The following is a 23890-nucleotide window of genomic DNA, read 5'->3' as shown; positions in this document are numbered from 1 at the left end:
GAAAAACAACTCTACCTATAATAATGGTATGAGCACTCGTTTTTTCAACAGCTCATCACTTGCCCGACCATACATCATACGTTTTAACATCTTCACACGATGTATATGTCCTTCAGATAGCCCATTACTTAAAGGATCAACACAAGCAGCCATTACCCCTTGTAAATCTTTTTCTATATAGGTTATAAAGGTATCGAGAGCTGGAAACGAATACATTTTACATGTTTCAATCCAACCAGGTATGCCTTGATTACTACGTTTACTCACGATGTTTCTAAATTTACGTGTCACTTCAAATAATTGTGGTATTAATGGAAACTCTTTTAAACATGCCGAAGGTAATGAATCTAACCAGTTTCTATTCTTTTCACTCCATATTTTCCACAGTAGGGAAGCTCTAGACAAAGAATGCGTTGTGGCACTGGCTCTATATTCATGACGAATTCTCGAAACGGCTTCATTTAAAGTAGAGCGACATCCTGTATAGCCTATCTTTTTAAGTTCTGCCTCCATACGACTCGTCGTCCACCCAGATAGGTTCCATTGACGTAATTGATTTAGGAATGGATCTAATAGTCTTACACGACTAATAGGCTCTTTTTTCTTGCGTCTTAAATCTTTATAGACCGTATTACGTGAAATATGCATTTGACGCGAAATCCAAGCAATGGATTTCCCTTTTTCTTTCCACTCTTTCACTTCTAAGGCGCGTTGCCAAACTTGCTCAGCATACTGATGGCGTTGAACATCTGTCTTGCGGATAATAAGTGGTTCTGTTGTAGGATTTTTATATTCTGTTTTTCTCCATATAGATGGAAAAGATTGTTGTAAGGTCTCTCGAATTGCTGTAAATAAACCTTTCAGAATATGCCAACGGTCCGTAATCTGATAAGCATGAGGCAGCGCTTGAGAGATAGCCTTAGCGTATGTGAAAGAACCATCACGAGTCACCGTTTGAATCGTTGGATGCTGTTCGAGCCATTTTACGACTGTTTCTTTATCTCTCCCATTTAAAATAGCGATGGGTCTTCGGGTTTCTTGATTGATAATAATCGTACCGTAACGACAACGCTTCTTAAATGCAAAGTCATCAATCCCAATATGAACCGGCGGTTCATAAGAAGGCAGCTTCAATTTATGAAGCAGGCGTAAAAGCGTATGATGACTGGTTACAATACCTAGATGCTTAGACAGCCGAGATGCTACTTTGCAGCTCGTAGATAGTGCGATTGACTTTAACATCTCTTGTAAACGTTTGGTTTTGCGTTGATAGGTCCCTAACCACGTAAATCTTTCTGTAAAAATAGCTTGTGGGCAACTACAGTCATCGCAAAAAAACTTACGTGTTTGTATCTTTATATATGTTGTTTTACCATACGCCGGTACATCCTGAAGGGATCGAACATATTGGCTATGAATACGGTGAGATAGAGTATGACAAGACGGACATATACAAGAGGAATGTTTAGATTTTACTAGATACATATAAGATTGATCTTCTTGTATAACTCGTAAGCATTCTATATTAGTGAAAGAAGAAAAAGGCATGTTGAGATTCGCTCCTTTTTATTTCACTATATCATCTATAAAGCACCTTCACCAAAAGTGAGAAAGAGCCATAAAAGTGAACAAATTTTGCTCATTTAGTGTGAACACTTTTTTTCCAGTTAAAGACGTGCACTTTATATGGAGAGGCGTACATGATAGCCTTATGTAGGCAGTATAACCCTTGTTATGACGGAATTTTTCTGAAAAATCAGTACGTAGAGGCTCCATGTCAATTGACAATGAGCACGTTCTATTTTCCAGAAAAGTGTTAACTCTTATTTAGCATAAAGTGTTCACGTAACCGGCTCTTTCTCACTTTTGGTGAAGGCAGGCGTCGCCGTGTGTCAAAGATATAAGTTGTTTTTTCAGAAAAACAATCCTACCTATAATAATGGAATGAGCACTCGCTTTTTCAATAATTCGTCACTTGCGCGACCATACATCATACGTTTTAACATCTTTACACGATGTATATGCCCTTCAGATAGCCCATTACTTAAAGGGTCAACACAAGCAGCCATTACTCCTTGTAAATCCTTTTCGATATAGCTTATAAAGGTATTGAGAGCTGGGAATGAATACGTTTTATATGTTTCAATCCATTCAGGTATACCTTGAGTGCTACGTTTCCTGACGATGTCTTTAAAGCTAGGGGTCACTTCAAATAATTGTGATATCAGAGGAAACTCTTTTAAACATACCGAAGGTAATGACTTCAGCCAGTCACTATTCTTCTCACTCCATATTTTCCATAGTAAGGAATCTCTAGATATCGCATGAGTTGTAGCACTGGCTCTGTATTCATGGCGAATTCTTGAAACGGCTTCATTTAAAGTAGAGCGAGAGATATCCATGTAACGAGAAATCCAAGAGATCGATTTCCCTTTAACTTTCCACTCTTTTACTTCTAAGCTACGCTGCCAAACCTTTTCCGCATACAGGTTGCGTTGAATATCTGTCTTGCGGATAATTAGTGGTTCAGATGTATGATTCTTGTATTCTGTTTTTCTCCATGTGGAAGGAAAAGATTGTTGTAAGGTCTGTTTAATTGCTGTAAATAACGCTTTCAGTATATGCCAACGGTCCGTAATCTGATAAGCATGAGGAAGTGCTTGAGAAATAGCTTTAGCGTATGTGGAAGAACCATCCCGAGTCACCATTTGAATCGTTGGATGCTGTTCGAGCCATTTTACTACTGTTTCTTTATCTCTACCATTTAAGATAGCCATGGGTCTTCGGGTTTCTTGATTAATAATAATCGTACCGTAACGACAACGTTTCTTGAATGCAAAGTCGTCGATACCAATATGAACCGGCGGTTCATAAGAAGGCAGTTTCAATCTATGAAGAAGGCGTAAAAGTGTGTGATGACCGGTTACAATACCTAGGTGCTTAGATAGCCGAGATGCTACTTTACAGCTCGTAGATAAGACGATTGACTTCAACATCTCTTGTAAACGCTTTGTCTTTCGCTGATAGGTTCCTAACCATGTAAATCTTTCTGTAAAAATAGCCTGTGGACAACTACATTTATCGCAAAAAAACTTACGCGTTTGTATTTGTACATAAGTTGATTTACCATGCGCCGGCACATCTTGAAGAGACCTAACATATCGACTATGAATACGGTGAGATAGCGTATGACAAGAAGGACATATGCAAGAAGAACTTTTAGATTTTACTAGATACATATAAGACTGATCTTCTTTTATAACGCGTAAGCATTCTATATTAGTGAAAGAGGAAAAAGGCATGTCGCAATTCGCTCCTTTTTATTTCAATATATCATCTATAAAGCACCTTCACCAAAAGTGAGAAAGAGCCACGTAACCTTGGCGGTCACAACATTTTTAATAACGATTTTACTATGAGGAATAGATGGAATATCAACCATGCTAAAATTTAAATCTTGGTCAGGAATCTCATACTCTATTCGATTTACTAGATAATCAAGACTCACTTTCATGACTTCAAGAGTGACCCACTCACCGGCACAACGATGTCCCATAAAGTAATCACCACCGCCCTGTGGAATGAAACTGAATGGGCTTCCTTCCCATTTTGTAAACCGGTCAGGATTGAATATATCAGGATTGTTCCAAATCTTAGGATCGTGATTTGTACCGTAAAGATCTAGCAAAGTTAATGTACCTTCCTCAAATTTATAGTTATTCCAAGTGAAATCCTTTTTTACCAATGCCGTGACAAAGGGGAAAAATGGATAAAAGCGACGAACTTCCTGTATGAATATCTGTGCATACTCTTCATCTCTAGATTTAAGTTTGCCCTTCTCCTCAGGGAAATGGTGTAATGAAAGCATAATAAAGTTAATAAAGATAGCAATCGCTACAATTGGTCTCAAGATGTTTATTACTTCTACGGCAGCAGTATTGGTGTCCAGAAGATTCCCTTCTAAATCACGATACTGCGTAAATCTGTATAATATGATATTAGTGGGGACATTCATATTTCCATTACGAACCTCATCAATCAGTTCTCCAATCCACTTTCCCACTCGATTTCGCGTATTTCTCCCGAGCCAATGGTTTGGACCAATTGCAGCCGGCGATTCAAACATCGCTCCCAAATCTTTTGTCAGCTCCCTAACTTTTCCTTCTTGTATCGGTACACCAGCCCATTGACAGGCTGTCCTGCACATAATTTCCTGTGCTTCTTGGTATGTCAACACTAAACTAGACAGTTTTTTTAAGGTGTTTCATTTTGTATTGAATAGGATTCATATACTCAAGTGTTCCATGGATACGCAAGTGATTAAACCAATGGACATAGTCCTGTAATTCCCTTGTTAATTCTTCTAGACTAGTGAAATTTCGCCCGTTCACAAATTCCGTTTTAATGATTTTAAAGGTCGCTTCAGCGACCGCGTTGTCATATGGACAACCCTTCATGCTTAACGATTGTCCGATCTTAAATGTCTCTAGTGCTTTATCTATGAGGTTGTTTTTAAACTCATTTCCTCGGTCTGTATGGAAGAGACGAATTTGATGAAGATTCGCTTTTATGGACGCAAATGCTCGATAAACCAATAAGGCATCCTTATTAGGCCCTACACTATAACCGATAATTTCTTGATTAAAGAGATCGACAAATACACATATGTAAGACCATTTTTTATCCACTCTTACATATGTGAGATCACTGACGACAACGGACAACACTCTCTCTTACTTGAACCGTCGGTTCAATTCGTTTTTTTGTTCGGATTCGTTGGGTTCAGTAGAGCGTGGTTTAAACTGAGCTACTGTGTAGATAGAAACTAACCCTTGTTCTTTCATGATACGACTAATGCGACGTCTTGAGACAACTTTTCCTTGTTTCTTTAACTCATACTTAATTTTGCGTGTCCCATAAACCCGACGATTGGCATGAAAAATATCTATGATGGCAGAGGTAACGTCGTCTTCGGTCGGACGCTCCTTCGCTTCATAATAATACGTACTTCTTGGGAGTTTTAGGACTTTGCACATTGCTGATATCGAGTATTTGTGCTGATTATTTTTAATCACTTTTACTTTCGTCCTAGTATCAGCGCGGCTTGCTTTAAAATATCATTCTCCATTTCTAATTGTTTATTTCGTTTGCGAAGCTCCATCAGTTCTTTTTGTTCCTCGGTCAGGTTATCTTTTTCTTTAAACGAACCAGATGTTTGACTTTGCTCCACCCACTTATCTAAAGACGAAGGAGTCAAGTCATATTCACGAATAATCTCATTTCTCGGCTTCCCGTTCTGATAAAGCTGCACCATCTGTTGTTTAAATTCCTCTGTAAATGTTCGACGTTCTCTTCTGGTCATTGTAGATGCTCCTTTAGTATGTTATCTGTAGTCTACTTGACCTTAAAAATTCTGTCCAACTGAGTGTAGCCTATCCACTCGCGAAGATTTCTAATAAAGGAACTTTTAATCAAAAGAAATAAACAACATAGTTTTGAATATAAGTAATAATAGTGCGTTGAATAGAAAAAAATAATCAAGGCACAAAAAACTCCGTCTATCTACCTTATGCTCCCCTGTTAAAAGGGGAATTTTTTATTTAGTAAGTAGTATGGCTAGTCAAAGATAGTCTTAGGATTAGCTTTGATCCTATCCATTACTAGCATAAAACGTTAGAAAAGGTCCCATTTACACCTCTTTTCACTATGCAATAAGTATGTTTCCGGATTTACTTGAGATAATATATATAGGTTTTTTATGGATAACTACATAAAAATAAGGGTGGTACAATGTTCATTTTTATTGGAAAGTTAATTCTTTTTTTGGACTGGTGATTCTAGCGATGCGTTTTATGGGAAAGACTGTGTTGGCTCAGTTGACTCCGCCTGATCTTGCTGCCATTGTGTTTCTCGTCACATTGTCCGTCAGTCCTATCAAAGCCAATGGAATTGGACAGGCGATTGTGGGAATTATCATCATTGTCACCATGTGCTTTTTGTTTTCTAAATTAAGTCTTTTTCGCTGGTTAAACCGATTATTTATCGGTCAGCCGAGTATTTTGATCAAACATGGGAAAATCTCAAAAAAAGAATTGCGGAAAACTCGCTTTTCTCTTGTAGAGCTCTTGTCAGCCATTCGGTCTGCAGGGTATCCGAACATACAGGATCTCGATTATGTAATTCTTGAACCGAATGGAAGTTTGAGTACATTGCCGAACCAAGCTGTTGTCAATTTGACACCCAAACACTTAAATATTGAAACAGACTATCAAGGATTGCCGATTGCTGTAATCGTCGAAGGGAAAGTCCAGGATAAAAATTTAAGATTAATCCAAAAGGATGAAAAATGGCTTCAGGAAGAGTTAATGAAAGAAGGATTTCATCAAATCAATACCATCTTTTATGCAGCCGTGAGTGATAAAGATCATTCTTTAATCGTTGATACCGGCAATCAGAATGCCTGATACATATACTTATTTTCTACAAAAGGTGAAAATAATCGCTCAAAGAAAAAAGAATAACTAGTTCAATCAAGTTGCAAAAATGGAAAAAAAGGTGATTATCTTAGGCAAGATAATCACCAAATCAAGTAGATAATAATAGAATTAAAAAGCGATGAGCTACTATCATCAGCGCTTTTTTTGTATAAATTGGATTTTGTTTTTATTCTGTAGCTGACTGTGTTTGAAGAGACGATTGTACTTGACTTACCAACGTTTGGGCTTGAGCTATCTCAGTTGCAGCTTGTTTTAAGGCTTCTTCACATTGTAGTTGATCCGCAGCAGATTGTTCAATTGCTTGCGTAATAAGTCCCTTAGAAAGTGACACTGCAGCTGCAGCTTTTTTTAATTGGTTTGTATCAATTTGTTGTGGCATTTTTGTTTCCTCCTATATGATATTTTTAAACCTCTTATATCATGGTCTGCTTTATCAGTTTTTATGTACATTTTTTATTTAATGAATTAGTAATTATGTGGCTATTCAAATCCTACAGCTAAATCTATAAAAACAAACTTTAGTATGCTTTTTACTTCTCTACAAAAGGCAAAAAAATATGATTTGATAAACCCTACTATCATAGTAACTAAAAAAGGAAACCCGTTGAACAAGGGTTTCTCTTTTTTAGCACATAGCGAATGGACTTGTTACACTCAATCACTCTAATTTAACGAGCGTTAGGAAATACTCTTCGAACGGTTTCAGTAAACTCTTCAAATAACCCTTTTACTGGAGCGCCTTCATTAATTCTGTTTCCATAATCCCTCATACGCTCTACAAAGTCAGGATTAGATGATACAAATACGTCTCGAATATCTGGATCTGTCGCTCTTACTTGATCGGCAATCTTCTTTTCTAAACGATCTGTTACTTCTCCTTTTGTTCCATCACGTAAAACAACTGCCACATAGGCATTTCGGTTTGTAACAATCACATTTGCACTGTCTACTTCGTCTAATTTAGCAATGCGATCTGCAGCCTTATCAGCTACCTCTAATCGTGTCTGATTATTATCATCTACATTATTATTCTGGGTTCCATCGGGTTGGAATCCCACATCTCGTGGTCCATTGTTGCGATCATTTTCTGCCTTTTGTTCAGAAGGTTCTTCAGTTGGATCGGGCTCAGCTTCATCCTTTTTATCATTACAACCGAAAAGGAATCCTACAGATAAAATGGTGGATAGAAGGCCAAATAAATATTTTCTTTTTTTCATCTTGTCTTACTCCTTTCATTTTAACATAACATTTCTTCCGTTATTATCCGTTTAAAGAAAGGAGAGTATACTAGCTTTTTTATATACTGTTTAACTATCTTTACTCTTTAACCTCAAAATTCTTATTGTTTGATGAAGTGAATTAGTAATTATGTAACTGTTCAAATCTCGCAGATATAAAGGGAAAGTGAAGCTGATTGAAACTGAACCATCTTTTCGCGCATAAATATAAAACATTTACATAAAATGGATGAATGTAAAAAGCATAAGAACTATTTTTCTTTGTCATACTATAATGGAAAGTTATTAAATTTTTGGAGGAATCATTCATGACAGTAATCAATCAAGTTAAACAAACTCTAGCTGGTTTAAAAAGCGCACAAGCAAGTTTTGAAGGTTTTGCTTTAGCAACTGATAATCAACAGGCAAAGCAATTATATCAAGATGCTGCTCAACAAACGCAAGCGATTGTTGACACACTCTCTCCCCGTGTTCAACAAATTGAACAAGAAGAGCCTCAATACAAACAATAAGAATACGATAAAAAGGTTGGTTCAATTAACCAACCTTTTTACACTTCAATTCTTGAGTAGAAACGGACAGGTGATTGTATGAAAAGAAAGATAAGAAGATTAAATCATTTTCTTTTTTTAGCCATGATTATTGTATATATATCCGGATGTACGGGGCAACAGAATCATTCGACTAATGACAATAATGATACAACGATCGTCAAAGTACATACAAGCAAACCCATTAATCAAACAGTTGCCAATCAAGCAAAAGAAAAGATCATAAAAGAGGAAGAAGTTTCGGCTGTTAAAGCAGTAAATACCGATAAAGAGCTGTTAATGGCGATAAAAGTAGATCAATTTCATCGCTTTCAATTAAAAAAAATCAAAAAGAACGTGAAAACAGACGTAGAAAAAGCGTATCCGGATTATAAAGTCTTAGTTTCAACTGATCAAAAAATCTATTGGGAGTTGGAACAATTAGAAGAAAAACTGCAAAAAGACAAGACAAAGAAAAAAACATTAAAAAGAGAATTTAACAATATTAAAAACCTTATGAAAGAAAAAGCGTGATGAAAGAGGTATACACATGTCAAATAATCAAAAGAAACAATTAACACCTGTCCAACAGGAATATCAAGATCTTGAAAAACAGAAAGAAACCAAGAGACCAGTAGTTAAAAATTGTATCAAAGCTTTTTTTACGGGTGGGATCATTTGTCTTATTGGCCAAGCTATTCAACTGTTTTATATTTATTATTTTGATTTTACAGATCAAACGGCCGGAAACCCAACAGTAGGGACCATGATTTTTATTGCTATGCTTCTAACAGGCTTCGGTGTTTACGATCGAATTGCTCAATTTGGAGGTGCCGGTTCTGCGGTTCCCGTTACCGGCTTTGGAAATGCCGTCATATCAGCATGTATTGAACATCGAACGGAAGGATTTGTCTTAGGTGTTGGTGGTAATATGTTTAAGTTAGCTGGCTCCGTCATTTTATTTGGTACCTTTTCGGCATTTGTTATTGCGACCATTAAAACGATTCTCATACAGTGGGGTGGCTTGTAATGCTTACGGGACATCGTACATGGGTCTTTGATCAAAAACCTGTCATTATCTCCACTGGAACGGTCGGAGGACCTTTTGAAGCAAAAGGAGCACTTGCTAATGATTTTGATTTACTTCATTCTGATTTATGGTTAGAACAGGATTCTTATGAAAAAGCGCACAAGGTTTTGTTAGAAGAAGCGAGTCAAAAAGCCATCGAAAAAGCAGGTCTTCAAAAGGAACAGGTTCAGTTTTTCCTTGGAGGAGATCTGATTAATCAAATTACGCCCACTAGTTTTGCTTGCCGAACACTTGGCACACCGTACCTTGGATTATTTGGTGCTTGTTCTACATCCATGGAAGGACTGGCTCTTGGTGCTTACTTAGTTAACACAAAAGGAGCTAACTATTTGTTAACTGGTGCTTCGAGTCACAATACCGCCGTCGAAAAACAATTTCGTTATCCAACCGAATACGGTGGACAAAAACCACCTACTGCTCAATGGACAGTGACAGGTGCTGGCGTTGCTTTGTTAAGTGATTCTGGAGAGGGACCTCGTGTGACCTCTGCAACGATTGGACGCGTGATCGATATGGGAATGACGGATCCATTTAATATGGGAGGAGCAATGGCTCCGGCGGCTGTTGATACCATTGAAGCACATCTTACTGAGCGAAATCTTGATCCATCTTATTACGATTTGATTGTAACGGGAGATCTTGGCCACATTGGACGAGGAGTCTCACTTGATTTATTTAAAAAACATGGAACACCAATACGTGAAGAACAATATCAAGATTGTGGCCTTATGATTTATCGAGAAGGACAGCCAGTTCTATCTGGCGCTAGTGGGCCAGGATGTTCAGCAACCGTTGTATATGGTCATCTATTAAACCGAATGAAAAAAGGCGAATTTAAACGAATATTAGTCGTAGCAACAGGTGCTTTATTATCGCCATTAAGCTTTCAGCAGAGTGAAACTATTCCTTGTATCGCTCATGCGGTATCAATTGAATATGGAGGTGAATAAGAGCTATGATTTTCTTTTGGGCTTTTGTTGTAGGAGGTTTGATCTGCGTTATTGGGCAAATTATGTTTGATGTATTTAAACTTACACCAGCACATACCTTAAGTACATTTGTAGTGATTGGCGCTCTTCTAGATGGGTTTGGTTTATACGAACCTTTTATCGATTTTGCAGGAGCAGGAGCGACCGTTCCTATTACAAGTTTCGGAAATTCTCTTGTACATGGGGCAATGGCTGAAGCCGAAAAACATGGGTTAGTAGGTGTTATTTCAGGAATGTTTGAAGTAACAAGTGCCGGAATTTCAGCCGCCATTATTTTTGGAATGATTGGCGCTATATTTTTTAAACCAAAAGGATAAGGAGGATGTAAAATGACGATTGCATCAGATGTGAAACAATGTCTTGTCAGTCTTAAAGGAGTAGAAGCTGGTTTATCCAATTTAGCATTACGAACTCAAGATGATCAATCAAAGCAGACTTTGCACGAAACGATGAATGTCATGAATGAAATCGTAACAGATTTAAAAAATCGAGTGGGAGAATTAGAGAGAGAAGAAGCCCAATATAAAGGTTTTTAAGACGAACAGCTTTTTCTAATTTTATAGGAGGTGTAAAAGATGCCAGATTGGTTAATTGTAGTTTTGCGGTCTTTATTGTTTTTAGTTGTTCTTTTTGCTATTACAAAATGGTTAGGTAAAAAACAAATATCTGAGCTTTCCTTCTTTGAATATGTCACCGGTATTACCATTGGTAATATAGGAGCAGAAATGGCCACGGGAATTGAGAAAAGCATTATTAATGGGATACTTAGTATCGTAACCTTTGCGATAGTACCCTTCTTAGCAGGCATCATTTCCTTGAAAAATAAACCTTTTCGCGACTTTATAGAGGGGAAAGGGACGGTTTTTATCAAGGATGGAAAAATCATGGAAGATAATTTAAAAAAGGAAAAATACACAATCGATGAATTGTTAGATTTACTTCGAAAGAAAAGTGTCTATCAGGCAGCTGATGTGGAATTTGCGGTATTAGAGGCAACCGGCGATCTCAACGTCTTGTTAAAGAAAGAAAATCGACCGTTAACCGCAAAAGATTTAGGTGTGGCCGTTGCTCCAAGTAAGGAACCTCAGACAGTTATTATGGACGGTGAAATATTGGATGAACCACTATCGACAATCGGTCAAAGCAGAAGGTGGTTACACACTGAACTAGAAAAACTAGGAGTTACCATTGAAAATGTCTTTCTTGGGCAGGTAGATTCTTATGGGCAATTAACCGTTGACCTTTTTGATGATAAACTTCAAGTTCCTTCTCCTCAAGAAAAGCCTTTATTACTTTCAACTATGAAAAAATGTCAGGCGGACTTAGAATTATTTGCGCTTGGGACAGAAGCAGAAAAAGCGAAACATATGTATAGCCAAAACAGTCAAAAGTTACAAGAAGCCATTGATAAAGTGACCCCTCTTTTAAGAGGTTAAATAAGGTTATGACGGGTTTCAAGCTATAAAGTCAGAAGTAACAATTTAGCAGTTGGCATAGGATAGAAGGGTCTTTAGTAAAATCTCTAAAATAAATAGCGCTCTATAAATAATGAATTTTTACATTCTCATCCATCATATTAAAATCCATTAATGGATATAGTATAAACATAATTTTTAATAATGGATAATAAAGACCTGCGGTAGTATGTCAACTAAAAAATGAAAGAATGTAAAGTTATCAAAGGGCAATTTACTTAAAAAAAGCATCACGAAACTAGACCAGTAACGAATGTTATTTACTGGAAATTATTTGAAAGGTAGCGATGACAAGTTTTATGTCATATTTTCACGCCCCTTTCTGGCGTAAAGAGTTGGTGACTGCGTAGTAGCGCATCCACCAATCGCACGAGTTTTCTTGCGGTTAGAACGAGTGCACGTTTGTGTTGATGTTTTGGTACTTCACTGTACTTTTTCACGTAGTAAATCCCGGTAATCCGGAACTTGCCTTCTTACGGAGTTGGCGGCTTCAACTAAGTAATATCGCAAGTAGTGGTTACCGTTACGTGATAGGGACGTGTCTTCGGCAGTAAAGCGCCCAGACTGATGCTTTCGCCAGTATAGACCTGCGTATTTCGCTACTTTAGTTTCATCATCAAACCGGTCTATTTGGCCAATTTCAGCTATGATACCCGCAGCGAATACGGGACCAATTCCAGGGATGGATTCAAGCGTGTTTGTCAATCCAGCCATCAGTTTTTTGATCGCTTTGTCAATTTCTTTTATCTGCTTTTGGAAGGTGCGAATGACCTCGATCGAGGTCCCTAGTATCACATCCATGGAATCTTCCACTACCTTGTCCAAGCGATACGAAGATCGCACGGCTTTCTGAATGGAGGTTGCGACACATTTCGGGTCACCAAATCGGTTTTTCCCTTTCTCTTGAAGGAATGCTGCTAGTTCCTCCAGTGGTAGGTGGGCTAGTTCTTCCAAGCTGTATTTCTCTAAGAAAAGCTCCATCATTGCGCTACCGAAGACCGAGGAGTCTACTTCTTGAGAGAAAGTATTACACTTATAGCTTAGGTGTTGAAGAAAATGCTGCTTTTCTTTCGTCATCATACGAATGAGCCGGTAACGGGACCGAGTCAGTTGTTGTAAGGCCACGTATTGGCTTTCTTTGACCACTGACATCTGGTTACGTCCAAAACGTAAGTAATCCGCAATGATAAAGGCATCGATTTCATCTGTTTTGTTCATATCCGAATAGCTTTTCTTAAAATTAGCTATTTGTTTAGGGTTCATGACAAACACCTTGGCGCCGAAGACTTTTAAGTCTTCATCATGATGGAGAAACATCGACGGGTGAAAGCTATAGACCGATGTAGATTCTAAGCCAATCTTTAAGACGTCAACCTCTTGATCGCCTATGCAGTCCAATAAACGCTCTTTAAGCAACGTTGCGCCTGGTAAGTCATTGGTGACGGTAAAGGCATTCAGCTTTTCTCCTTCACCATTTAAAATGCATACTTTCATATCAAACGAACTTACATCTAAACCAACAAATAATCTCACGGGAAAGACCTCCTTTCGATTTAGAATCACTTGGCATTTCCTTGGACGTCTCGAGATATCTCTAGTGTGTACGCCGACCAACAACCTCGTGTATCAGAGCTTTCCCTGCATTCGAAAGCCGCCATAGAGCTACTACCCTCTAGGTTCGAATGACAGGCTGCTCAGCCTGCGAGTAGGGAGTCCCGCGCGTTCACTGAGAAACAGTCTTACATTGTGGTTAGTCCACAGGAGAAAGAAGAATTGTCCCAAATGATCCTATGATCATTATCTAGAAATATCTTGAGACGTCCAAGTAATATGTTGTTTAGTTTATTCATTAATATGGAAACAGATCTTAGCTCCTAAATAGAGCTTGAATATAATATACGAGGAGAAAGGAATATGAAAGTTTCCGGACAAAGATTAGAAAAGTTATTAGGAGCAGATCTCAAAGCAAGGCATAAAAAAGGAGTCGTTGATTTGGATCAATACGTTCATCCTATCATACATAAACAGATACATGGGGATAAAGTATATGTCCCTTTAAATCTGGATAGAGTTTGGAATCAGATCAGTTAGTTGTAAAAGGCTAATTAAAACAACCTTAATTTTTCAGGAATATCACGTATTCATCAAGCCAATAGAACTGGTATTCTAAAAAGGAAAAGACGAATACGATCCAATGATTTAGATAAGCTATAAGAGACGCTGTGGGGCATCAAATGTCATGTAGTCTAATGTGATATGTAGTACAATTTCTTTTTTTTTAAAACTACCTCAATTCTGAACTGCGCCCCCATTGTTAGACAAAGAAACTCTAATGATTGGGGTGTTTTTATGTCGAGACATACATTTGAAGACAAGTTGAAAGCTATTGATTTGTACCTAAATAAGCGCAGCTCATATAGAGAAACAACCAAGTTAATGAGCGCAACTAGGCTTAATGACAGGGTTCTTGCTCTAGACCGCAAAGTAAATGTGAAGAAATAATAAAATACGCCTTATTAGTTTATTTCTCCTAGTTTTCTTCGATTTATTGCCCTATATAGAGAACCTTGAGATATTCCGGTTGCTGAGACTATTTCTTTAACAGAATATTCTTTACTGTCATACATCCGAAGTGCAACAGTGAGCTTTTCTTTATCTAGCTTGGGTCTACCTAATGTTTTTCCACGCTTTTTACTTGCTTCGAGTCCTTCCTTTACTCTCTCAGCAATAAGATTTCTTTCTAATTCAGCAATTACGCACATCATTTGGAACATCGCTTTGCCTGTAGAGGTTCTTGTATCCATATTTTCCTTTAAAGAAATGAATTGCACTCCGATCTCTTCCAACTGTTGAATAATGTTGAGGATATCCAATGTTTTACGTCCTAAACGGGAGATACTCTCCACTACAACTGTATCGCCATTCCTGAGCATATCAAAAAGTTGATGAAGACCTTTTCGCTCTTTAATAGTACCAGTAAACTTCTCTTTTACTATTTTTTCACAACCGTATTCAGTAAGAATACTAATTTGACGATCTAAGTTTTGGTCAATAGTAGAAACACGTGCATAACCAATAATCATATGTAACCTCCAGTAAACTTGTATATTTTCATTTTACTAGAGGCAACTTTGTTGTAAAGGTATTTGGTAATCTTTTTGGTAAACGATAATCCTAATAAAATCAAAGGCAAGTGAAGCAGTAATCCATCGTTACAAAAATACTGGTTTTTGGTAATCTAGTTGAGTAAAAAAAGTTGTTTAATTTAGTGTTTAAAATTTATTTGTGCTTGAAGGTGATTAAATAACCTCTCAAACACGTTAGTTATTCAAGAAAAGGGCTATATAGTTGAATAAAGGAATTTTTTTGTAACATAATTTTTTGTTCTAAACAACTATTTGTTGAATAATCTGCATTTTTCAACGAAAGGATGAGCTTCTAACCATTAAAAGTAAACATATTCAGCTTGTGGTGCATATACTGGATTGGTCCTTTATATAGGGTAGTAAATAAGATATCTAATTCTTTATTCTTCAGAACATAAACTTTAAATTTAGGGGGAGATTAGTATTGCAAACTGCACAGCAAACAATGGTTAGTATTCCATTCCCATCAGTAATGGGTATCCATGCTGCTATAGCTGGTAAACCAATCGTTTGGGGCGTACTCAACATTAACTCTATTACAGATAACAGGATAATTGGGACGGTTAATTTTCGTGGCACACCTATTCCAATTAATGGATTTTGGGATGAAAACACCAAACAAATAAGATTTGATTCACCCTATGCCACTTTTTCTGGAAACTTAACCATATTTGATGAACCCCAGATTAGAATTCGACATTTTATTTTAAATGGGAGGCTTATTATGAAACCTCCTTCTTTACAAGCAGGCGAATACGGAACATGGGTTACTACAACCGATAGAGCTCTTACCGGATATCCCGTAATTAGTGGTACCTTGCCTTCTGTTGGAGTCTTTTTAACATCGAATATACTTAGTCAGCTACAGCAGAATAATGTAATATTTTAGGTTTAAATGAAATGAATGTAAAACGAACCTCCTTTTTTGTTTTTCGATACATCTCCAACATTAAATTTGCTATGACAAAACAAACTAATTACAAAATTATTTGAGGTGTCTCATGAGAAAAGGTCAATCTAAACAATTCCTCGTATTCCAAACGTATACTTGCTACATAGTTTGTACATATTAAGGGAAAAACTAAGGAGGAATTTTAGTTGGAGTGGATTTTTTTCTATACCCGTTAAATACGTTCTTTATCTTATTCATAGCAATTTGGGAAGTTCGTCGGCCAGCCAAAGCTTTGAATTGGATAGTAATCGTCCTTGTTCTGCCTGTCATTGGTTTCTTACTATATCTTAGCATATCAAATCCCAAGCTTATTCATCGTAAAAGATTGACCTCTTTTCATAATGAGTCTGATAAGTTACCTGATACATGTAGTGATTCAGCATCGATAATCGCCGATGCTTTAAGGTATTTTACTGTAGGCGGGCTTCGAGTCGGCAAAGTCCAAGTACTAAACAATGGAATAGCAAAATATGAACAACTTATCGAATCCCTACAAAAAGCCCAAAAAACCATTGATCTGGAATATTTCATCTATCGGAACGACCAAATTGGTAATCGCATCACAGAACTGCTGATTGAAAAAGCAGTAAATGGAGTGCGGGTTCGTTTTATTAGAGATGGTTGGGGGAGTAAAAAATTTCCGCGTCAAAAAATTCTTCAGATGGTGGAAGCAGGGATAGAATGTCGGACAATATTTCCTTTAAGCTTTCCCTGGATTTTGTCCAATTGGAATTATCGGGATCATTGTAAGATTGTCACGATTGACAGAAAGGAATCCTTTACTGGCGGTATGAACGTTGGGTATGAATATACAGGATTAAAGTCAGACGTAGGATTTTGGAGGGACACTCATTTGCAAATTATAGGGGAAGCAACAGGCGACTTGCAGACTATCTTCGACGCTCATTGGAATATCGCTGTACCAGAACGGATAAAGTCAAAAACAAAATCTGAGGCAACGAAAAAGCCCACTAAAATCCCAAAATATAAATCAAAGGAAATCAATCCAACCGGCAGCATAGATCTTTCAAGATGGTCTGCCGAATTAGGATCTGAGTTATGGGCTATAGAAGGTAAAATAGACAATACTCAAACAAAGACAGGAGAATTGCAAAAAGCATACATCCATACGTTGGAAGGAAACCCTGGAATTCCTACACCAGTTATTCGTCAAGCTTACTTTATATTTATAACACAAGCGACCAAAACCATTGATATAACAACGCCCTACTTTATACCAGAAACAGATATTATTATGGCATTAAAGACAGCTGTGGCTCGTGGTGTACGCGTAAGATTACTTGTTCCTCGCCATATTGATCAAAAAATCGTGGGCTTTGCAAGTCGTACCTATTACGGGGAACTTATAGAAGCTGGGGTCCAAATCTACCAGTACGATAAAGGAATGTTACATGCGAAACTGATGATCATTGATGAGGAAATTGCAGAAGTAGGCGCAGCAAACTATGATATGAGAAGTTTTCGCCTGAATTATGAAGTGTGTCAAGTCGTGTACAGTGCTGATGTGGCAGGGGAACTCACAGAGCAGTTCGAGAGGGATCTTACTGATTCTGTACCATTAAGAATTGAAGACTTGCTGCAACGATCCCTGACCGAGCGCATTGTTGAACAGGGTTCTCGCCTGCTTTCTCCATTATTATAAGATGATGTATCCTGTTTTTATTGTTCTATCTTAAATCTAGATTTTAAAAATTTCATTGTTTTTAAAATATTTCTGATTCATTTGAAAAAAGTCGAAAACCCGTGTTAGAAGAACTTTCAACATGGGTTTTTTTCTTATTTACGATGGAATTTCATTACTAAAAAATAGAAATACTAAAAAGGCAGCTCAAAGAGTTTGAATTCAAAAATATCTGTTAGCTTTTAATTTAAATATAGGGGTGATATCAATAGATAATATATTTGAAAATCTTAAGGAAATACGTTTATTAGAAGATAAGCTGTATCATTTAGAATTAAATGGTTGGCTAAAAAATGAGTTTTTAATTTGGAAATGGTGGATACTAGTCGTTTTTTTAGTTGTGCCTTGGGTTATATGGGCTAAACTTGTTAAACGAGACATTATTTTAGAAATTTTGTTATTTGGTACCATAATTATCTTGACAACAACCTTATTAGAGGTTCTGGTGCAAAAACTTCAAGAAAATTGCAAGTAATCTCTAAAACTTGAACATACTGATACTAGTACTCTAAAGAAAGGACGTGGTCAGTATGGAAAAGGAAAATGTATTTAAGTGGAAACATTATCAACCTGATATTATTTTATTAACCGTAAGATGGTACCTGCGGTACAACCTTAGTTTCCGTGATTTGGCTGAAATGATGGAAGAACGGGGACTCTTCATTGCCCATACAACGATTATGCGCTGGGTTCATCAGTATGGTCCTGAATTAGATGAGCGAGTAAGACATCATCTTAAGCCAACCAATGATTCTTGGCGAGTCGATGAGACGTATGTGAAAGTCAAAGGTCAATGGATGTATCTGTATCGTGCCGTTGATTCAGAAGGGAATACCATTGATTTTTATCTAAGTAAAGCAAGAAATAAACAAGCAGCCAAGCGCTTTTTTAAGAAAGCCCTGGCTTTTTCGCACGTTTCTAAGCCTCGTGTGATAACAATAGACAAGAACCCAGCTTATCCTATCGCTATCCAAGAGTTAAAAGAAGAAAAACAGATGCCTAAAGGCATCCAACTAAGGCAAGTTAAATATCTCAACAATATCGTGGAGCAGGATCATCGCTTTATTAAAAAACGGATTCGCCCGATGCTTGGATTAAAGTCCTTACGGACTGCCAAACGAATTATTGGGGGGATAGAGGCTATGCACATGATCAAAAAAGGACAGACTCTTCAAAGAGAGAATTCTGTCCAAAATCAAAAAGAATTCATCCATCAACTGTTTGGAATAGTTGCTTAAGACAAGAGGTCACTAGAAATCTTTTGTTTTTTTTATTCTCCTCAAGTATTTGCACCAGAACCCTTCATAGTAATCCTCCTAAAACTTTATATTTCTTTAAATTCTTTTCTGGTTTGCATTGCATTTTTAGTAACTTTACCACCACTTATATCCATCTTTTTCTAACAATTGATGAGCAGCCTCTGGTCCCATTGATCCAGATGAATAGGAGTGAAGGGGAACCCTATTTTCTTTAAATGCCTCTAAAATAGGTTCTACCCAATTCCAAGATAGTTCTACTTCGTTCCAATGAGCAAAAAATGTTGAATCCCCAACGAGAGCATCAAATAACAATAGTTCATACGCTTCGGGTACGTCTTGTTTACTCGCAGAAAAGTCTACTGTGATAGGTTCCATTTCTCCATTTATTGGATTTTTGCTATTTAATCGCAGTGATACACCTTCATTGGGATTGATATTTATTGTTAATAGATTCGGTTCTATCTGTTCCATTTCAGAAGGATACGAATCCTTTAACGGATTTTTAAATTCAATGACAATCTTTGTTGCTTTTTCCGCCATTCTCTTTCCAGTGCAGATATAAAACGGAACCCCATCCCAGAAGGAATTATCAATCCATAGACGAGCCGCAATAAATGTATCATTTTGCGAAAAAGCATCCACGCCAGGTTCTTCTTTATATGCAGCTACAGGACTGCCGTTTATTTCTCCAGCCCCATATTGCCCCCTGACAACATGTACACCTACTGTATCCCTTTGTAATGGACGTAAAGATTCCAAGACTTTTCTTTTCTCCTTACGAATTTCATTTGCAGTAATCCTTTTAGGCAAATGCATGGCTGTCATCATTAACAGCTGTAACATGTGATTTTGAACCATATCGCGAATAGCTCCTGCTTTGTCGTAATAACCAGCTCTTTCTTCAACCCCAACGATTTCACTTGCCGTAATTTGGACATTGGCAATAAATCGATTGTTCCATAATGATTGCAATACAGGATTAGCAAAAGCTAAGGCTTCAAGGTTCTGTACCATTGGTTTCCCTAGATAATGATCGATGCGGTAAATTTCATCTTCTTCAAACGCTCTGCTTAGTTTTTCATTTAATTCTTGGGCCGATTTTACATCATGTCCAAATGGTTTCTCGATAATCAATCGTTTCCATCCTTTTGTTGTGCCCAATTCACTATCCCTGATGTTCATGGCAATCACGTCAAAAAACTCAGGGGCGACTGATAAATAGAACATTCTATTCTCTTCAATATTCTGGTCTTTTTCATTTTGTTGAACAAGTTCTAGCAACTTCTTATAGCCTTCCGTATTAGTAAAATCTAACTGACAATAATGAAATGCCTTGGCAAACGCTTCTTTTTTCGATTTATCATTTATCAAATGTCTAGAAAATGTATACAAGGAATCTACTACCCTTGATTGAAATTCACTATCAGTAATATTATGTCTTCCTACGCCAATAATGGAAAAAGACTTCGGTAATTTTTGATTTAGATATAAATTAAACAAGGCAGGATAGATTTTTCTTTTCGCTAAATCCCCTGTTGCCCCAAATAATACAAACGTCATAGAGTCCATTGAAATTCCTCACTTTCTTGAGCTAGTTCTAATCAACTAAATACAAGGATTATCATTACCCCGTTTTTACAGGTGCATTTTGTTTATTTCTTCCTTCCTGTGTACTAGCAAATTTTAATTTAACTTAAATGGGTATATCCACATGGTGGACATTGTTTATTATTATGGGTAAATGTTAAACATCTTTCACAAACCCAACGATGTTTCCCTTTGAGATTTTCCATTAGAATCTCTCCTTTCGTACCATCCATCAACTTGCTAACGTGGATTCGCATTGCTTTGCTAAAACAGTATATTACGTATATTTCGTCTTTAAAAGTACGCACTTTATTTGCATATAGTTATATCGAGGTAAGCTAGTGTGGGAATTAATACTATGACTATAAAAGTAAAAAAGCCTTGGACAGCGAGTATGTAAACGTCACTGTTCAAGGCTTTTTAATACTATTTCTATAAGAAAGTATAGTTTCTACTCTTTAAATACATGGAAAAAAAACCACGATTAATAATGGCTAACCGTGGTAAGTTATTATTGTCTTAAATCATGAAAAGAAACTTTTTTCTATTAAGTGGCTGATTTGTCTTCAGTTTCCTCTTCCAATACATTCACAATATAACCTTTGCCCCATTCATACATAGCATCTAAAATCGGTATAAGACTTTTTCCATGCTCAGTCAATGAATATTCAACTTTAGGCGGAACTACAGGATAAACTTTTCGATGTACTATTAAATGATCTTCAAGTTCGCGTAATTGATTAACAAGCATTCGTTGGGTAATACCCGGCATAAGGGATTTTAATTCACCAAATCGTTTAGTTCCTTCTTTACCTAGATGCCATAAAATTAACATTTTCCATTTACCACCAATTATTGAAAGTGTCAATTCTTTTTCACAGTTAAATGTTTTCTCTCCTAAATTTGGCATTTACTTCACCTCCCCCTTATTTTACCCCATAGTATACTTTTTATCACTATATGCGGTAAAAGTGTGTACTTTTAATTCAACAACATACTCAGTATACTAAGAAACGTGCTAGTGAGTAAATAGCTTTTCGAAAGGAAACATTTACACCGGTATAATGACAGCCTATAGCACAATATAAAATCATATTAAAAGGAGCAAATATAAATGAAATTACAATTAGCATTAGATCTTGTCAATATTCAGGGAGCTATTGAATTAGTGAAAGAGGTAGAAGAGCATATTGATGTTGTAGAAATTGGCACACCTGTGGTGATCAATGAAGGTCTTAAAGCAGTGAAAGAAGTAAAGGCTGCATTTCCTAACTTAACCGTATTAGCAGACTTAAAAATTATGGATGCAGCTGGATATGAAGTAAGCCAAGCATCTGCTGCAGGTGCTGATATCATTACGATTCTTGGCACTGCAGAAGACGAGTCAATTAAAGGCGCAGTAGAAGAAGCTAAAAAACAAGGTAAACAAATCCTTGCTGATATGATCGCCGTGAAGGATATTGCAGCCCGCGCACAAGAACTGGATGAACTTGGCGTTGATTATATCTGCGTTCACACAGGTTACGATCTTCAAGCAGTTGGAAAGAATTCTTTCAAAGACCTTTCAACCATCAAAAAAGTTGTTAAAAACGCGCAAACTGCCATTGCAGGTGGAATCAAATTAGAAACACTTCCTGAAGTAATTAAACAACACCCAGATCTTGTTATCGTAGGTGGGGGAATTACGAATAAAGAAGATAAAAAAGCTACAGCACGCGAAATGAAAAAATTAATTGAACAAGGTTAATTTAACAATGAAGATTACTCAATATGTAGCCGAGATCGTTCAAGAATTAAGTCAAACAATCCACTTGATTGGTGATTCAGAAGCAGAGAAATTAATAAAACAGATTTTAGAATCCAAGAAAACCTTTGTGGCGGGTGCAGGCAGATCTGGATTGATGCCTATGTAGTTTGGGAAACAGTAACAGCTAATTTAGAAAAAGACGATTTATTAATCATTGGTTCAGGATCAGGAGAAACCAAAACCTTAATTGCCATTGCTGAAAAAGCTTAGGAGGTATAGTCGCAGCTATAACCATTTCTCCTGATTCTCCTGAATCAACCATTGGAGAGTTAGCTGATATTACTGTTAAATTACCGGGAGTCACGAAAAATCAATCTGAAGGTGATTACAGGACCATTCAACCAAGGGGATCTCTATTTGAGCAAACAATGCTGTTATTTTATGATGCCTTAATCTTACGCTTTAGAGAGAAAAAAGCATAGATTCTAATAAAATGTATAGTAAACATGCTAATCTCGAATAGCAAATAGCTTAAAATATACAGAAAAGACCACACTTTTTAGGGACTGACCCCATAGAGTGAGACAAATAAAAAAACACCTTTAAGTAAAAAACGGGTATGTAGTACCTAACAATAACTTGGAGGTGTTTTTTCTATGGGAAGAAGAGTTAGCTATCCAGTAGAAGTGAAATTAAAAGCAATTGAAATGAGATTGGCAGGAGTACCAATTAAAGAAGTTATGGAGACTTTACAGATCCGCAACTATACACAGCTCAAAACATGGATGAGGTGGCATAGAGATGGAGAATCCTATCGCCTGGCACAGCCCGTTGGGCAAACATATACCCCTCGAAAAGGGGCTCATTCTCAAGATACTCCATCAAAGTTAGAAGCTGAAAATCGATATTTAAAACAACAGATTGAAGTCTTAAAAAAGTACAAAGAGTTGGAAAGGGAGTGGTACCAGAAGTTGTATTGAACTTAGTAGAAGAATTAAAAGAGAAACTGCCTATCTCTCAAATCTGTCAGTGTCTGGGTATTCCTCGATCAACTTATTATCGTTGGCAGAAAAATGAGCAAGGAGAAGAAACAAAGAGGAAGAAATGGATAGAAGGAAAAGTTGGTGAACAGTGCCGTAAACATAAATTTCGATACGGCTATCGAAAAATTACAGCGTTACTCAATCAAACCATGCATATCAACCATAAAACAGTGCAGCGTGTCATGCAGAAATACGGTTGGCAATGCCGAGTTAAAAGGAAGAAACGGAAACAAACAGGACAACCTTATCAGGTTGCAGAAAACGTGTTAAACCGTAATTTCCGAGCAGAGCGCCCTCTTCAAAAGCTGGTTACCGATATTACCTACTTGCCTTTTGGACCTAAACAGTTGTATCTTTCAAGTATTCAAGATTTATTTAATGGCGAAATCATTGCGTATTCAGTGAGGGATTGTCAAAACGTAGAGTTTGTTTTAGATACATTAAGTCAACTCCCTTCTTTACCTCAGGGATGTACGTTGCATAGCGACCAAGGTTCGGTTTACACATCATATGCGTATCAACGAAAAGTCAAAGAAAGAGGCATCATCATGAGTATGTCCCGCAAAGGGACACCTGCAGATAATGCCTCCATTGAATCGTTTCATTCCAGCCTAAAGTCTGAAACGTTTTACCTC

At 37.1% G+C, this 23890-nt stretch carries 21 protein-coding genes and 5 pseudogenes; 16 read left to right on the top strand and 10 right to left on the bottom strand.

Annotated features, from left to right (window positions below):
• Positions 1–15 precede the first annotated feature (15 nt).
• The 4 genes and pseudogenes from BG04_RS27575 to BG04_RS30120 all read right to left on the bottom strand — a co-directional run bounded on the left by BG04_RS27575 (position 16) and on the right by BG04_RS30120 (position 5362).
• Positions 16–1485, bottom strand: a complete 1470-nt coding sequence (locus BG04_RS27575; RefSeq protein ID WP_230586604.1) for an ISL3 family transposase — start codon at positions 1483–1485, stop codon at positions 16–18.
• Positions 1486–1931: 446 nt separating this feature from the next.
• Positions 1932–3239 (bottom strand): ISL3 family transposase, encoded by a 1308-nt coding sequence (locus BG04_RS27570; RefSeq protein WP_136461703.1) that lies wholly within the window; start codon positions 3237–3239, stop codon positions 1932–1934.
• Positions 3240–3337: 98 nt separating this feature from the next.
• Entirely contained in the window at positions 3338–4207 is an 870-nt protein-coding gene (locus BG04_RS27565) for a cytochrome P450 (RefSeq protein WP_305954819.1), read from the bottom strand.
• Between the two features lie 34 nt (positions 4208–4241).
• Positions 4242–5362, bottom strand: a pseudogene (locus BG04_RS30120) (IS3 family transposase).
• Between the two features lie 505 nt (positions 5363–5867).
• On the opposite strand from BG04_RS30120, the gene BG04_RS27545 reads away from it, so the two are divergent.
• Positions 5868–6464: a DUF421 domain-containing protein gene (locus BG04_RS27545; RefSeq protein WP_230586628.1), complete on the top strand. Its 597-nt coding sequence runs from the start codon at positions 5868–5870 to the stop codon at positions 6462–6464.
• A 199-nt stretch (positions 6465–6663) separates the two neighbouring features.
• Here the strand turns inward: BG04_RS27545 and BG04_RS27540 are convergent, their stop codons facing one another.
• On the bottom strand, positions 6664–6876 hold the full coding sequence (locus tag BG04_RS27540) for a hypothetical protein (protein ID WP_016766534.1): 213 nt from the start codon (positions 6874–6876) through the stop codon (positions 6664–6666).
• Positions 6877–7165: 289 nt separating this feature from the next.
• The gene (locus tag BG04_RS27535; protein WP_034655727.1) at positions 7166–7714 is read right to left on the bottom strand and encodes a YhcN/YlaJ family sporulation lipoprotein; all 549 of its coding nucleotides are present in this window, start codon (positions 7712–7714) and stop codon (positions 7166–7168) included.
• 329 nt (positions 7715–8043) lie between these two features.
• Between BG04_RS27535 and BG04_RS27530 the strand changes: the two genes are divergently transcribed.
• From BG04_RS27530 to BG04_RS27500, 7 genes are all read left to right on the top strand, one after another.
• Positions 8044–8247 (top strand): DUF1657 domain-containing protein, encoded by a 204-nt coding sequence (locus BG04_RS27530; RefSeq protein ID WP_034655729.1) that lies wholly within the window; start codon positions 8044–8046, stop codon positions 8245–8247.
• 78 nt (positions 8248–8325) lie between these two features.
• On the top strand, positions 8326–8799 hold the full coding sequence (locus BG04_RS27525) for a YhcN/YlaJ family sporulation lipoprotein (protein ID WP_034655731.1): 474 nt from the start codon (positions 8326–8328) through the stop codon (positions 8797–8799).
• A gap of 16 nt (positions 8800–8815) precedes the next feature.
• Entirely contained in the window at positions 8816–9295 is a 480-nt protein-coding gene (gene spoVAC, locus BG04_RS27520) for a stage V sporulation protein AC (protein WP_034655733.1), read from the top strand.
• Positions 9295–10305 carry a stage V sporulation protein AD gene (spoVAD, locus tag BG04_RS27515; RefSeq protein WP_034655735.1) on the top strand — a complete coding sequence of 337 codons (1011 nt, stop codon included), beginning with the start codon at positions 9295–9297 and terminating at the stop codon, positions 10303–10305. The genes spoVAC and spoVAD overlap by 1 nt, the downstream gene beginning before the upstream one ends.
• 5 nt (positions 10306–10310) lie before the next feature.
• On the top strand, positions 10311–10661 hold the full coding sequence (gene spoVAE / locus BG04_RS27510; protein ID WP_034655737.1) for a stage V sporulation protein AE: 351 nt from the start codon (positions 10311–10313) through the stop codon (positions 10659–10661).
• Between the two features lie 12 nt (positions 10662–10673).
• The gene (locus BG04_RS27505; RefSeq protein ID WP_034655740.1) at positions 10674–10880 is read left to right on the top strand and encodes a DUF1657 domain-containing protein; all 207 of its coding nucleotides are present in this window, start codon (positions 10674–10676) and stop codon (positions 10878–10880) included.
• 39 nt (positions 10881–10919) lie between these two features.
• Positions 10920–11780, top strand: a complete 861-nt coding sequence (locus BG04_RS27500) for a DUF421 domain-containing protein (protein ID WP_034655743.1) — start codon at positions 10920–10922, stop codon at positions 11778–11780.
• Between the two features lie 341 nt (positions 11781–12121).
• Here BG04_RS27500 and BG04_RS27495 read toward each other — a convergent pair.
• Positions 12122–13352, bottom strand: a pseudogene (locus BG04_RS27495) (IS110 family RNA-guided transposase).
• 381 nt (positions 13353–13733) lie between these two features.
• Here BG04_RS27495 and BG04_RS31170 point away from each other — a divergent pair.
• Both BG04_RS31170 and BG04_RS30690 read left to right on the top strand, forming a co-directional pair.
• Positions 13734–13910 (top strand): hypothetical protein, encoded by a 177-nt coding sequence (locus BG04_RS31170; protein ID WP_168797096.1) that lies wholly within the window; start codon positions 13734–13736, stop codon positions 13908–13910.
• A 258-nt stretch (positions 13911–14168) separates the two neighbouring features.
• A complete protein-coding gene (locus BG04_RS30690; RefSeq protein ID WP_155276318.1) occupies positions 14169–14321 on the top strand; it encodes a hypothetical protein in 153 nt (50 codons plus the stop codon).
• A 14-nt stretch (positions 14322–14335) separates the two neighbouring features.
• On the opposite strand, the gene BG04_RS27490 is transcribed toward BG04_RS30690, so the two are convergent.
• Complete coding sequence (locus BG04_RS27490; RefSeq protein ID WP_034655745.1) at positions 14336–14902, bottom strand: recombinase family protein; 567 nt, start codon at positions 14900–14902, stop codon at positions 14336–14338.
• Positions 14903–15389: 487 nt separating this feature from the next.
• On the opposite strand from BG04_RS27490, the gene BG04_RS27485 reads away from it, so the two are divergent.
• The 3 genes and pseudogenes from BG04_RS27485 (at position 15390) to BG04_RS27470 (ending at position 18857) form a co-directional block, all read left to right on the top strand.
• Entirely contained in the window at positions 15390–15854 is a 465-nt protein-coding gene (locus BG04_RS27485; RefSeq protein WP_115648271.1) for a hypothetical protein, read from the top strand.
• 209 nt (positions 15855–16063) lie between these two features.
• Positions 16064–17580, top strand: a pseudogene (locus tag BG04_RS27480) (phospholipase D-like domain-containing protein).
• A 569-nt stretch (positions 17581–18149) separates the two neighbouring features.
• Complete coding sequence (locus BG04_RS27470) at positions 18150–18857, top strand: IS6 family transposase (protein WP_034655749.1); 708 nt, start codon at positions 18150–18152, stop codon at positions 18855–18857.
• Between the two features lie 135 nt (positions 18858–18992).
• On the opposite strand, the gene zwf is transcribed toward BG04_RS27470, so the two are convergent.
• Both zwf and BG04_RS27460 read right to left on the bottom strand, forming a co-directional pair.
• Positions 18993–20447 carry a glucose-6-phosphate dehydrogenase gene (gene zwf / locus BG04_RS27465; RefSeq protein ID WP_034655750.1) on the bottom strand — a complete coding sequence of 485 codons (1455 nt, stop codon included), beginning with the start codon at positions 20445–20447 and terminating at the stop codon, positions 18993–18995.
• Between the two features lie 565 nt (positions 20448–21012).
• Positions 21013–21375, bottom strand: coding sequence for a winged helix-turn-helix transcriptional regulator (locus tag BG04_RS27460; protein WP_034655752.1), 363 nt, complete (start codon positions 21373–21375; stop codon positions 21013–21015).
• A 204-nt stretch (positions 21376–21579) separates the two neighbouring features.
• On the opposite strand from BG04_RS27460, the gene hxlA reads away from it, so the two are divergent.
• From hxlA to BG04_RS27440, 3 genes and pseudogenes are all read left to right on the top strand, one after another.
• Positions 21580–22212 (top strand): 3-hexulose-6-phosphate synthase, encoded by a 633-nt coding sequence (gene hxlA, locus BG04_RS27455; RefSeq protein ID WP_034655754.1) that lies wholly within the window; start codon positions 21580–21582, stop codon positions 22210–22212.
• Between the two features lie 7 nt (positions 22213–22219).
• A pseudogene (gene hxlB, locus BG04_RS27450) lies at positions 22220–22735 on the top strand (6-phospho-3-hexuloisomerase).
• A gap of 133 nt (positions 22736–22868) precedes the next feature.
• A pseudogene (locus BG04_RS27440) lies at positions 22869–23890 on the top strand (IS3 family transposase); the annotation flags it as partial.

It is taken from the genome of Priestia megaterium NBRC 15308 = ATCC 14581 (assembly GCF_000832985.1).
Classification (GTDB): domain Bacteria; phylum Bacillota; class Bacilli; order Bacillales; family Bacillaceae_H; genus Priestia; species Priestia megaterium.
The sequence above is the reverse complement of the archived record's forward strand: the minus strand, read 5'-3'. Positions and strand labels throughout refer to the sequence as shown.

What these genes read in the sequence shown, in the direction of transcription:
- BG04_RS27530 (WP_034655729.1), top strand. Translation starts at nt 8,044, where the DNA reads ATGACAGTAATCAATCAAGTTAAACAAACTCTAGCTGGTTTAAAAAGC.
- spoVAC (WP_034655733.1), top strand. Translation starts at nt 8,816, where the DNA reads ATGTCAAATAATCAAAAGAAACAATTAACACCTGTCCAACAGGAATAT.
- BG04_RS27570 (WP_136461703.1), bottom strand. Translation starts at nt 3,239, where the DNA reads ATGTATCTAGTAAAATCTAAAAGTTCTTCTTGCATATGTCCTTCTTGT.
- spoVAD (WP_034655735.1), top strand. Translation starts at nt 9,295, where the DNA reads ATGCTTACGGGACATCGTACATGGGTCTTTGATCAAAAACCTGTCATT.
- BG04_RS31170 (WP_168797096.1), top strand. Translation starts at nt 13,734, where the DNA reads ATGAAAGTTTCCGGACAAAGATTAGAAAAGTTATTAGGAGCAGATCTC.
- BG04_RS27575 (WP_230586604.1), bottom strand. Translation starts at nt 1,485, where the DNA reads ATGTATCTAGTAAAATCTAAACATTCCTCTTGTATATGTCCGTCTTGT.
- BG04_RS27500 (WP_034655743.1), top strand. Translation starts at nt 10,920, where the DNA reads ATGCCAGATTGGTTAATTGTAGTTTTGCGGTCTTTATTGTTTTTAGTT.
- BG04_RS27565 (WP_305954819.1), bottom strand. Translation starts at nt 4,207, where the DNA reads ATGTGCAGGACAGCCTGTCAATGGGCTGGTGTACCGATACAAGAAGGA.
- BG04_RS27535 (WP_034655727.1), bottom strand. Translation starts at nt 7,714, where the DNA reads ATGAAAAAAAGAAAATATTTATTTGGCCTTCTATCCACCATTTTATCT.
- BG04_RS27540 (WP_016766534.1), bottom strand. Translation starts at nt 6,876, where the DNA reads ATGCCACAACAAATTGATACAAACCAATTAAAAAAAGCTGCAGCTGCA.
- BG04_RS27460 (WP_034655752.1), bottom strand. Translation starts at nt 21,375, where the DNA reads ATGCCAAATTTAGGAGAGAAAACATTTAACTGTGAAAAAGAATTGACA.
- BG04_RS27525 (WP_034655731.1), top strand. Translation starts at nt 8,326, where the DNA reads ATGAAAAGAAAGATAAGAAGATTAAATCATTTTCTTTTTTTAGCCATG.
- spoVAE (WP_034655737.1), top strand. Translation starts at nt 10,311, where the DNA reads ATGATTTTCTTTTGGGCTTTTGTTGTAGGAGGTTTGATCTGCGTTATT.
- BG04_RS27470 (WP_034655749.1), top strand. Translation starts at nt 18,150, where the DNA reads ATGGAAAAGGAAAATGTATTTAAGTGGAAACATTATCAACCTGATATT.
- BG04_RS30690 (WP_155276318.1), top strand. Translation starts at nt 14,169, where the DNA reads ATGTCGAGACATACATTTGAAGACAAGTTGAAAGCTATTGATTTGTAC.
- BG04_RS27490 (WP_034655745.1), bottom strand. Translation starts at nt 14,902, where the DNA reads ATGATTATTGGTTATGCACGTGTTTCTACTATTGACCAAAACTTAGAT.
- BG04_RS27505 (WP_034655740.1), top strand. Translation starts at nt 10,674, where the DNA reads ATGACGATTGCATCAGATGTGAAACAATGTCTTGTCAGTCTTAAAGGA.
- hxlA (WP_034655754.1), top strand. Translation starts at nt 21,580, where the DNA reads ATGAAATTACAATTAGCATTAGATCTTGTCAATATTCAGGGAGCTATT.
- zwf (WP_034655750.1), bottom strand. Translation starts at nt 20,447, where the DNA reads ATGGACTCTATGACGTTTGTATTATTTGGGGCAACAGGGGATTTAGCG.